Raw genomic sequence first — 10,564 nt, forward strand, 5'->3', positions numbered from 1 at the left:
TGGTCTCCGTTCGTCCTAAGCAAACAAACAGAATCACAACTGGCTGATTTCACTCAACTCTTTTTCGGTCAGGCTCTTAGAGCGGGATGATTTAGGCGGAATCGGCATTGGGATTCCCTTACGTGGGGATTTTGTGGTCAAGTGAATGTTCCGCCTTTGCCGTTCGGTATCCAAGTCTGAGCCCGATCACGTATCCCGGCCCGATCACCGAGCCGGATCAACCTCACATCCGGTCGCCGCTCCGATCTGGGCCTTCATGCAGGTAGCACGGCCATCGCCGGTGCGAAGTTCGTCCAGGCGATCACGCCGATCACGGCGCAACGGCTCGTAGTCCCGGATGCCCTGGCTGACGAGGAGGCCTTTGATGCGGTTGACATGGACAACCCGTTCGGCGACCAGCGCCTTGCGCTCCCGGCCAATCCGGCGACGATCCTCGTCCTCCGGCGTCGGCACCCTGACCATCGAACAAACACGCGGTTCTCCCCGCTTCCAGGCCATCAGGGCGCGGACCAGTACCTCGCCATCGAGCCGATCGGTCTTGGCGCGTCGGTGGCGGCGGGCCACCGCAACCGAGGCGGCATCGACAATGTGACTTTCGATCCAGTCTTCCCGGTTCAGCACCCGGTCGATCCAGAATCCGTCCAGCCCCGCTTCCTGGATCACCACCAAGGGATAAAACCTGCCTATGCGCGCCTGCGCCTTCTGGCGCAGATCGGCGCGACAGGCGAGTAGTCCGGGGCTATCGCCGCCGGCGACGGTGTGGCGCGACATCTTCTCGCTGCCAGGTGAAAGCGACGTGACCAGCCAGGTCGATCTACTCAGTTCCAACGAGACGAAGATCGCGCCAATATCCATGCGGATAGCGGCAGGTGCCTCGGGTCTATCGGCAGTCGAAAGATGCATGATTGGCCTCCAGAGATTTTAGCGAATCCACTCTGTCATGGTGCAGGTTGCTATCCACTCCCCATAGGATCCTTTGTGAGCAAATCAGATTCACCATTCAGGCCGGCCAGGATGGCGAAACCTTTTTCGGATGACCTTAGGGACCGTGTTGTGGTGCAGTTACGCGCGATGCGCTGTCCTGCCGGGCGGCGGCAAAGCGCTTCGGGATCGGCATCAGCACGGCGATCGATTGGGTACGGCGCTGGCGTGAGACGGGCAGCGCCGCCCCCGGCCAGATGGGCGGGCACAAGCCGCGGGCGATCGCCGGTGAGCATCGGGTCTGGCTGATCGAGCGCTGCCGTGCGCAGGCGTTCACCTGGCGCGGGCTGGTCGCGGAATTGGCGGAGCGGGGCCTGCAGGTCGACTACCGCTCCGTCTGGATCTTCGTGCATGAGGAAGGGCTGAGTTATAAAAAAAGACGTTGGTCGCCAGCGAGCGCGACCGCCCCGATGTCGCCGCCCGACGCAGCCGCTGGCTGAAGCATCGCCATCGCATCGATCCGGCCCGCCTCGTCTTCATCGACGAGACCTGGACGAAGACGAACATGGCACCGCTGCGAGGCTGGGCGCCGCGCAGTGGAACCCCATGACGTTCATTGCCACCCTGCGTGTCGATCGCGTCAGCGCGCCATGGGTCATCGACGGGCCGATCAACGCACCTTGTCTATGTCGAAAAATGCTGGCGCCGGAGCTGAAGCCCGGCGACATCCTCGTGATGGACAATCTCGGCTGTAAGCGCGAATTTCCCCGCACCTTCTGTGATTGAGTGAGCTTTGGCATGAGGTGTCCACCTAAAAGAGGTGGACACCAAATGATGGAAGAAGGTCAAAAACTTGTCGTGCGGCTCGTTGGTCGGAATGGACGACGCCGGTTCGATCGGGCATCGAAAGACCGTCTTATTGCGGCCTGCCTTGAACCTGGCGCATCAGTATCGAAACTTGCGCTCGAACACGGGGTCAACGCGAACCTCGTTTGGAAATGGATAAGGAAACACACCCAGGCCCCTCCATTCCCGCCGTCTTCGACATCGGCGTTTCTTCCGGTTCAGATCACCGCGGCGAGCAGCGAGTTCGCGTTGGAGATGCCTGCCACGGATGGTGAAGAGCTGCCGCCGAAGGCAGAGAGGATCGGCCCGCTGTCCTCTCCAGCGAAGGTGAGCGCGTCACTGCCGAACGGCGTGAAGCTAACGCTGGAATGCGGTGACGTGGATGCATTGACGGCAATCATCGGAGCGTTGGGTCATGTTCAGACTGAGCGCTGATATCAAGGTCTACCTGCATCGCGAACCGATCGACTTTCGGGCTGGCATCAACCGCCTTGCGGTTCTGGTCCAGGAGACGATGGCGCTCGATCCGTTTGCTCCAGCGGTTTTTGCCTTCTGCAATCGCCGTCGTGACCGGATGAAGCTCTTGTTCTTCGACCGATCGGGCTTTGTGCTGATCCTGAAGCGGTTGACAGAGGACAAGTTCCGATGGCCCCGCCGTGAGGTGCCGGTGGTCACGCTTTCAACCGAGCAGCTGCATTGGATACTCGACGGCATCGATATCGATGCGATGGTCCGCCACCCGGTGCGGCAATACCAGGTCGCGGGCTGAGGCGGCGAACTCTGCGGTTGACGCGGGGTGGCGGTTCAGATTCAAAACTACGATGACTCGAACCGGCGAACCTGATGTTGCAGAGCTGATGGCGCAGTTGGCGGCAAATGCTGCCGAAATCGCCGCGCTTAAAACCGAGAAGGAAGCGCTCTCGCAGCGGGTCGTCAAGTTGGAAGAAGAGCTGGCGCTTGCGCGGCTCCATCGCTTTGCGCCGCGCAGCGAAAAGCACGTTGATCGCATCTTCAACGAAGCCGAAGAGGGTGCGGACGAGGATGGAGCGGACAGCCACGAGAGCGAGCTCATCGACATTCCGGACACAGGTCTGCCACCTGTCGAAAGCATCACGGGTCAGAAGCGTGGCCGCAGACCACTTCCGCAGAACCTGCCGCGCGAGCGCGTCGAGTATGACCTTGCCGACGATCAGAAGGCTTGTCCTTGCTGCCGTCACCAGATGCATCGCATGGGTGAGGCCGTTACCGAGCAGCTTCATATCGAGGTCAAGGCAAAGGTCTTGCAGAATGTGCGGTTCAAGTATGCTTGCCGCCTTTGCGACCGCACCGGGATCAACACGCCTGTCGTGATCGCACCGATGCCAACGCAGCCCCTGCCGGGCAGCATTGCCACGGCCTCGACGCTGGCCTTCGCACTCGTTCACAAATACGTCGACGGCACACCGCTCTACCGAGTGGCGCAGACCTTCGAACGGGCCGGTGTTCCTGTCAGCCGTGGTGCTCTCGGTCACTGGGTGATCGGTTCGAGCGAGAAGCATCTGCATCGCATCTATCACGCGCTGAAACTGAGGCTCAGGTTGCAACCCCTCATCCATGGCGACGAGACGACCGTTCAGGTCCTGAAAGAAAAGGACAAAGAGGCCACCAGCACATCGTATATGGGGTCAGAACAAGAACTGTTCCTAGTCACACGCGGCCTTTATCAACCAAAGACAGCAATAGGCTTGCTATCCAAGGGTTACCATGCGATTCTTCGGGCATGATCCGAGGGAGATGAGAATGTCGGAAACGATGCTTGCAGCGCTTACCAACATTCGGACCGCGGAAGATATGATCGTGGCCTTTCGCGATGAGGAGCAGTGTCGGAGGTTGCTGGAAAGCATGGTGTGGCCGGCTGGGAGAGTTTGCCCTGCCTGTGGTTACAAACGTTCGATCGCGATAGCCGGGCGCGATACCGGCAAGCGGCGTGCGCGTCCGGGTCTCTATCAATGCTCCAGCGGCGATTGCCGGTTCCAGTTCACGGTGACGACCCACACGCCTCTGCATTCCACAAAGCTTCCTTTGCGTGTCTGGCTGAAGGGCATGTGGCTGATGCTGCAGTCGGATAAAGGTTTGTCCTCGGTGCGCTTGGCCGAGGCTCTGGGGGTGAGCCAACCCACGGCCTGGCGGATGGGACACGCGCTGCGTCTCATGGCGGCGCGCGAGCACATGCTCGATGGCACGGTGGAGATCGACCATTTTCATCTTGGTGGGCGACCGAGAATAAATCCGGACGATCCGCCGCCTGGACGAGGCCGAAAAGGTCTGCCGAATACCCAGAAGACACCGGTCATGGTGATGGTGCAGCGACCAGATGACGTCACACCCGGCACTCCGGCCGGTGACGCGCGGGCTGCGGTGGTGACTGGTCTTTCGCTACGTGCAGCGGCGCGCGCCGTCGAAACGCAGATCGAACCCCATGCCTGCTTGATGAGCGATGAGGCGACAGCGTTCATAGCCCTTGGCGAGAACTATGCCAGGCATGACACCGTGAAGCATTCCAGCCGCGAATACGTTCGCGACGCCGTCCATGTCAATTCGGTCGAAGGTTTCAATTCCCGCGTCCGCCGCACAATTGCCGGCGTCTTTCATCATATCAGCCCGCAGCATGCCGACTTGTATTTCCACGAGATCGGCTTCCGCTGGTCACAGCGCATTGTTACGGGCCAGGCAGTGCGGAAAAGCCGAAATGGCAGGGAACGCATGAAAACCCTGTGGTCACGGGTGCCGCCGGCGCTGCAATTGCTGCAAGTCTTTCGCGCTGCTACCGGCCGTCAAATGCGCAGAAGTCCGGATGGTGGGATCATCGTCAAATCAGCAGTCGCTGTCTTTGGTTGATAAAGGCCGCGTGTCTGGGGGAACAGTTCTTGTTCTGACCCCTATATGTGGGCCTATCGGAGCGGCGACGACAGTGACGAGCCGATCGTGCTTCTCGATTATCAGCCGGGCCGCGGCCAGGTTCACCCCCAGACCTTCCTCGGCGATTACCGCGGCACCTTGATGAGCGATGGCTACACCGCCTGGCGCACGCTGAATGGCGCGATCCATATCGGATGCATGGCCCATTCGAGGCGGCGCTTCGTCGATGCCCTCAAGGCCAGAAAGAAAGGTGGCGGTCCACCCGAGCAGGCTCTCCGGTTCTTCGAACAACTCTATCGGATTGAAAGGCAAGCGCGAGACAAGAAGCAAGAAGCCTGATACCGGCGAGACGAAGGCCGACAGCGTTCGCCGATTCCGACAGCAACACAGCATACCCGTCCTCACCGCTCTCAAGGTATGGCTCGATGAAATCGCGCCGAAGGTCTTGCCGGACACCAAGCTGGGCGATGCCGTGTCCTACACTCTGAACCAGTGGGATTATCTGACGCGCTACACGGACGATGGCAGGATGCCGATCGACAACAACCTCCTGGAGCGCGACATCAGAGTTTTTGCGACCGGCAGAAAGAGTTGGCTGTTTAGCGATACCACCGATGGAGCCAAGGCCAGCGCCGTCATCTACAGCCTCATGCTGACCTGCCGCGCCTGCGGCGTCGAACCGTTAACGTGGTTGCGCCACGCCCTAACCGAACTGCCCCAACGCGCTGTCGACGCCGATATCGACGACCTGCTACCCTTCAACTTCGCACAGACTGCCACCGCCTGACCAGATGCCGTTCCCAACGCCAAGACGATCCGTCGAAATGGCCGGCGTCAATGTGCGGGGAAAATCGCGCTTACTCTCGGCTCGCCCAAGGCCGGGGCGATCCGCACCGCCATCCGCAAGGCCGGCGCGCGGCTGTTCTTCCTGCCGCAATACTCCCCCGATCTCAATCCGATCGAAAAGCTCTTCGCCAAGATCAAGCACCGGCTACGCGAGGCGCAGGCCAGAAGCCGCAACGCCATCCATGACGCGCTCGCAACCATCCTCCAAACCGTTTCACCTAAAGAATGCCAGAACTATTCAAAGAGCGGATATGAACGGATCTAAAATCATCCCACTCTAAACACAGCCGAGGTTGCCAATCACCGGCGCAGGAGCAGGATCCGCTCGCCCGATCCCGTTTCCCCGGCGAAACAGCGAAGAGGTCTATGGAGACATAGTGCCCTTATCTGGCGCGCCTTCCGGACAATCGGAGCCGAAAACATCGTGGATCGGGCGAAAGCCTCGCAGCGCTCAAAGACGCTTCAGCCAAACAGCGGGCGCCCGAACTTTGGCCGCTCAGCTCAGCAAAAGTTGGGAATGGATTCACCGCTTATCGAAACCCAAGATCCGCCAGATTCGTGGCTGTCGGCACAAGCATCGATGAACAACATACCTTTGAGCCCGTCCTCAGCCCCGGAAAGCTCAACGCTATCTTTCGGGAGAGCATACCCTGCGCGGCGTGCGGCTACCGCCACGCCAGCCTCGGCATAGAGATTTGCCCATGCATCCACTAAAGCTTCGCCATGTCCCCGCGGTAGATGTATCAGGCGTTCTGCTTCGGGTACTATTCCACTACCGTGGCCTCGCACAAAAATCTGCTCCTGCTCCCCTAAAGGCACATAGCGCAGCACTTCAGGTTTTTCCTGATCCCACTCAAGCCCGCCTCTGTCGCCCCACACGCGAATTCGAAGACCGCAATATTGGCCAGGAGCAGCTTGCGTTACCCAAAGGATCCCAGGTGCACCATTCTCGAGACGGAAAGTGACGTAGGCGGTGTCTTCCATCGCCTTCACAGCGCCACAGGTGTGAAACTCAGCCCTGAGCCTGGCAATGTCCTGTCCGGTCATTGTGTGCAGGAGATGATAAGCGTGCGTGCCGATATCTCCGGTGGCCGACGCGCGGCCCACCTTCTCGGGATCTTGCCGCCACATTGCCCCCTTCGCGTCGGACGGGAAGGGCGCTGTCGCCCACTCCTGAACATACTCCACATGGGCCTGCCGGACCGTGCCGACGGCCCCATTTCGGATCATGTGCTTAGCTTGGCGAACCATCGCGTGATGTGCATACGGGTAAGTCATGATGACCAGGCGATCCGTCGCTCTTTGTAACTCCACGAGTTCTCGGGCGTCGGAAACTGTTGTGGTCATGGGCTTGTCTAGTATTACATCAATGCCGGCCTTCAGAAATGCCGTCGCGATCCGATGGTGTGTCCAGTTTGGCGTCACGATCGAGACTGCCTCTATACCATCGTCCCTTGCGGCTTCTGCTGTTGCCATAGCGTTCCAGTCGCTGTACGACCGGTCCGGCGCTATCATCCACTCTGCAGCCGAAGCGTGCGCGTTTTCCGGGTCCGAAGAAAGAGCTCCCGCAACAATTTCCCAGTGGTTCGACAGCCGGGCCCCAGCGAAATGCCATCGTCCAACAAGCCCCCCCTTTCCGCCGCCGATGAATCCTAAGCGCAGGCGTCGTCCGAGCAGCGGACTCCGCAGATCACATTTTCCAGTGAAGACCATTGAGCACTCCTTGTCTATTTTTCTACAACGTTATCGGCGGCTAGCCATTGCAAGGGACTGATCCTCGCACAGCACCCACTGTTAAATGCCCTCGCGGCCGTTGCTTTCCTATTTGCCGCCCCCTTGCTGTTCGGATCCTCGTTGCCCGGGGAAGGCTGACGCACCCCGAACTGCACTCTTGCGGGTTAGTCCTGCATCCTCCTCACAAGTCATCAACTCGGGCATTTGCGGGTTAGCCTGCATGTATCATGCCAACGAGAAATCGTTTCCAAACAAGAAGCTGCCTCTCGACACGCCTATGTCGTGTATTCGACATCGTCGCGAATCGGATACGCCGGTTCCAATAAGCAGCGTCGACTGAAGCGATCTTCGGCAAAACCTGTCGAGATTGCAGCCGAATTCGCCGCATCGGTTTGCGGGATCGATGATAGCTGGAGTGATCCGGACTCCGGCGGCGCGAACAGCTCAATCGACACGGTTTGACACCAATGCACTCAGGACTTCCGCGGCAGTGACGAGGGACCGCCTGACATCCTCCTCAGAGAGGTGGCCAACGCGCTCTGAGGATATTCGAAGACAAACCACAACGCCCTGCATATATGAACTTGCGACACCAGTCTGTTCGCGCACATCGCGGATGGTGTCAATCGAGCGGTCTAGGAGGCCGCTTACTTCATAGGGGTTGAGTTTGTCGACCTCGTTTGCCGCGCTGAGCAAATCTGCAATGAGATCCGCCGTTAAGCTCATATTTGAAGGCAATGTAGAAACTCCGAAATAGTCACATGCCGAGCCCTGCCGGGCAGAAAGCGCGACTGCTCCCCGCAGCCTTCTAGATGGGCGCCGCATAAACGGGGGCCCTGGTTGCCCCAACTGCCGGCAAAACTCATTCACGCAATGATTAGGTCAAGTGTAACGTACAGGACGGCTACATCTGCCCAAACCTGTCCACCACCTTATGGACAATCGGATTCTTGTACATGCCGAACCGATGATGCTTTCCACGGGTAATCCTTTCTTTGAGCCGCAAAGCGGTTTCAACGCCAGCACTCTGGAACTGTTCTAATATCGATGCAAATCAAGCGTGGTCGTTTTTGCAGCATTGCTAAGGCCAGTAAAATAAATATTTTGCATCACGATTATCCGCACTTTGGATATGGCGCCGACAGCCTGCCGTATGGCAGAGAGCTGTCCGATGACCCGTGACGCCGAGCCTTATCTTATGAGCGGCGACCGCTCTCGAATTTGCGATGTTCTTTAGAGATCGCGCCATTCAGATTCGTGCCGACCAGCTTGACGACGGCGGCAAGGTGGTTTTCGGGACGCTTGTCATATCGGGCATCGTACACGACAGAGTGGCTGTCGGCGTCATGATGTGCTGAATTCTCGACCTCCGGCGGAAGCGCGCCACAAGCGTTGCAGCCACGTTCCAGGTACCGTGCTGGTGAGGAGTTCGGTCATCGGAGATTACATTCAGCGACAATTGGCCCTCTCGGTCTTAGCCGCGGATGAGAATGGTGCGCCTTCGCGCGTGCTCCTGCGTGATGCTGGGCAAAGGTTTTCCGTGCAAGCAAATGGGCACTCCATCACCAAAGCAGCTTGAGGCCTGATACCATCAGAAGCACGGAAAGAATGACGCGAAGCGAGGAAGCGGAAAGATATCGGCTCCCGATTAAAGCGCCTATCGATCCACCTGCCGCTACCGCAATCAACCACCACGAGAGAAAGTTTGGAAGTGCATTCCAGGAAGCGCACGCTCCAATCAAGGCAGCGGTTGAGTTCATTAAATTATAAACGGCCGTGGTTGCAGCAGTCTGATGTGCTGTTCCCCAATTCTTGGAAAGGATCACTGGTGCGAGGAATACGCCGCCTCCGCTCCCGGTCGTGCCCGAGACGAAACCGATAACAGCTCCCGTGATCAATGCAGCGTGAAGTGGCGGCGTTTTCGGAATGGTTATGACCAAGGCGCTCTTGCGAAGCGCGGATCGCGCCATTTGAATGGCGGAAACTACCAGGATCAGCCCGAGAACCGGGTGATAGATTCTCTCGGGAAGGTGCACTGAGCCACCGAGAGCCGAAGCCGGAAAGCCCAGAATTGCGAAAGGATACACGTTACGCCAGGACACCTGCCCCACCTTCAGGAATTGGGCCGTGCCGATCGCTGAGACCATCAGGTTCAAAGCAAGAGCTGTCGGCTTAATGGCCAACGGCGAATAGCCAGAAAGCGCCATGGCGGCAATGTAGCCTGATGCGCCAGCTTGTCCGACTGCTGCATACGCCAGTGCAATGAAGAAAAAAGCTATTGCGAGCCCGACTGCTTCCGTGTCCATTGCTGTTTTAGCCTCTATGAGAATCCGAGCATGCCAGCGCGTGAAGGTGCGGCAATTTTGTAGTCGCGGAAAGCGGGGATCCGACGATTAGTTCAAGTTACAGAATGGCCAAGGCTGCTTTCACAATGCTATCAATTGCAATAAATGGACCATGTCGGAATTCTTCCCCACCGTCGCTTGCTATTGCGTGTTACCGCTTGGCCGGCAACCATCCATCCCCTCTCAACGCTCGGATGCGTCTCCTCTTGTGGGCTGCCGACGCCGCATTCATCTGCTCACCGTCTCAGCGTTCTGCTGTCTGGTCCACAACTTGACCACGGAAGGACCTCAACCCGACTGTCTGCTCCTCAGTGGCAGAAATGCAACGGCGGGGTGCAACCCGGCGGGCGCCGGGACTAACGGCTCCGCCTAGCCTCCTTCTCCGCGAAACAGCAAGGCCACTGGCGTTTGTTGGATATTCAACTGAGCTACTTCTGAACAGACCATTCTCCACCTTCGCCAAGGCATGTCCCCGGCAGCAAGCTCACGCAGGTACCTCAACCTCTGCGGGAATATGCCGTCGGCCTTTGGCAATTGAAATGTAAATCGATTGCGTACAACTCTGTCCCGTTTGTCGAATCCGCGACAGAGATTATTTTTTATGTCCCTTGATGTTTCGGTCTCGACTAATGAATTGAAAAGTACCGGCTAATCTGACCGGCAATGTTCTCGACCCAACTGGTATGGATTTTGAGATCCTCGTCGAACGGCAGCGGGGCCTGCTGAGTGGCTTGAGCAGGAGACCATAATGGCTGACGGCGAAAAGACAGGCGCGGCAACGCGTTTAATCAAAAGTGTCGCGCCGCTGACCTCCACTCTTGCAAAAGTACTGCGAGGCGCACCTACCATGGTGACGATCGACTATACCGGATTTCTCCGCAGCCGTCGGCGCTGAAGCTAGTGGTATCCGCCTAACATAAGAGTCCGTATGGGATTCCCTTTGGCGAGTGCGTATGCGAGTGTGGCGCATGCGC

Annotated in this window: 7 protein-coding genes and 5 pseudogenes; 9 read left to right on the top strand and 3 right to left on the bottom strand. The window is 58.3% G+C overall.

The annotated features are described in order from the left end of the window. Positions 1-267 precede the first annotated feature (267 nt). Positions 268-903 (bottom strand): annotated as a pseudogene (locus tag AU381_RS00590) (transposase); the annotation flags it as partial. Between the two features lie 111 nt (positions 904-1,014). Between AU381_RS00590 and AU381_RS27895 the strand changes: the two are divergent. The 7 genes and pseudogenes from AU381_RS27895 to AU381_RS27905 all read left to right on the top strand — a co-directional run. Continuing rightward, positions 1,015-1,671 (top strand): annotated as a pseudogene (locus AU381_RS27895) (transposase); the annotation flags it as partial. 81 nt (positions 1,672-1,752) lie between these two features. After that, a complete protein-coding gene (gene tnpA / locus AU381_RS27900) occupies positions 1,753-2,202 on the top strand; it encodes an IS66-like element accessory protein TnpA (protein ID WP_014858061.1) in 450 nt (149 codons plus the stop codon). Further along, positions 2,183-2,536, top strand: a complete 354-nt coding sequence (gene tnpB, locus AU381_RS00610) for an IS66 family insertion sequence element accessory protein TnpB (protein WP_015633495.1) — start codon at positions 2,183-2,185, stop codon at positions 2,534-2,536. Before tnpA ends, tnpB begins: the two co-directional genes overlap by 20 nt. A 52-nt stretch (positions 2,537-2,588) precedes the next feature. Further along, a pseudogene (locus tag AU381_RS00615) lies at positions 2,589-3,428 on the top strand (transposase); the annotation flags it as partial. A gap of 118 nt (positions 3,429-3,546) precedes the next feature. Continuing rightward, positions 3,547-4,644 (top strand): IS1595 family transposase, encoded by a 1,098-nt coding sequence (locus AU381_RS00620; protein WP_014328441.1) that lies wholly within the window; start codon positions 3,547-3,549, stop codon positions 4,642-4,644. Positions 4,645-4,677: 33 nt separating this feature from the next. Beyond that, positions 4,678-5,452: pseudogene (tnpC, locus tag AU381_RS00625) on the top strand (IS66 family transposase); the annotation flags it as partial. Positions 5,453-5,506: 54 nt separating this feature from the next. After that, positions 5,507-5,776, top strand: a pseudogene (locus tag AU381_RS27905) (transposase); the annotation flags it as partial. 236 nt (positions 5,777-6,012) lie between these two features. On the opposite strand, the gene AU381_RS00635 reads toward AU381_RS27905, so the two are convergent. Further along, positions 6,013-7,224: a Gfo/Idh/MocA family protein gene (locus AU381_RS00635; protein ID WP_014858057.1), complete on the bottom strand. Its 1,212-nt coding sequence runs from the start codon at positions 7,222-7,224 to the stop codon at positions 6,013-6,015. Positions 7,225-8,471: 1,247 nt separating this feature from the next. On the opposite strand from AU381_RS00635, the gene AU381_RS30995 reads away from it, so the two are divergent. Continuing rightward, complete coding sequence (locus AU381_RS30995) at positions 8,472-8,603, top strand: hypothetical protein (RefSeq protein ID WP_269845049.1); 132 nt, start codon at positions 8,472-8,474, stop codon at positions 8,601-8,603. 204 nt (positions 8,604-8,807) lie between these two features. On the opposite strand, the gene AU381_RS00645 is transcribed toward AU381_RS30995, so the two are convergent. Next, positions 8,808-9,551 (bottom strand): sulfite exporter TauE/SafE family protein, encoded by a 744-nt coding sequence (locus AU381_RS00645; protein WP_014858053.1) that lies wholly within the window; start codon positions 9,549-9,551, stop codon positions 8,808-8,810. A gap of 787 nt (positions 9,552-10,338) precedes the next feature. On the opposite strand from AU381_RS00645, the gene AU381_RS30170 reads away from it, so the two are divergent. Further along, on the top strand, positions 10,339-10,485 hold the full coding sequence (locus AU381_RS30170; RefSeq protein WP_014858052.1) for a hypothetical protein: 147 nt from the start codon (positions 10,339-10,341) through the stop codon (positions 10,483-10,485). Positions 10,486-10,564: the final 79 nt, after the last annotated feature.

The organism is Sinorhizobium glycinis, from assembly GCF_001651865.1.
GTDB lineage: Bacteria > Pseudomonadota > Alphaproteobacteria > Rhizobiales > Rhizobiaceae > Sinorhizobium > Sinorhizobium glycinis.

What these genes read in the sequence shown, in the direction of transcription:
- tnpA (WP_014858061.1), top strand. Translation starts at nt 1,753, where the DNA reads ATGATGGAAGAAGGTCAAAAACTTGTCGTGCGGCTCGTTGGTCGGAAT.
- tnpB (WP_015633495.1), top strand. Translation starts at nt 2,183, where the DNA reads ATGTTCAGACTGAGCGCTGATATCAAGGTCTACCTGCATCGCGAACCG.
- AU381_RS00620 (WP_014328441.1), top strand. Translation starts at nt 3,547, where the DNA reads ATGTCGGAAACGATGCTTGCAGCGCTTACCAACATTCGGACCGCGGAA.
- AU381_RS00635 (WP_014858057.1), bottom strand. Translation starts at nt 7,224, where the DNA reads ATGGTCTTCACTGGAAAATGTGATCTGCGGAGTCCGCTGCTCGGACGA.
- AU381_RS30995 (WP_269845049.1), top strand. Translation starts at nt 8,472, where the DNA reads ATGTTCTTTAGAGATCGCGCCATTCAGATTCGTGCCGACCAGCTTGAC.
- AU381_RS00645 (WP_014858053.1), bottom strand. Translation starts at nt 9,551, where the DNA reads ATGGACACGGAAGCAGTCGGGCTCGCAATAGCTTTTTTCTTCATTGCA.
- AU381_RS30170 (WP_014858052.1), top strand. Translation starts at nt 10,339, where the DNA reads ATGGCTGACGGCGAAAAGACAGGCGCGGCAACGCGTTTAATCAAAAGT.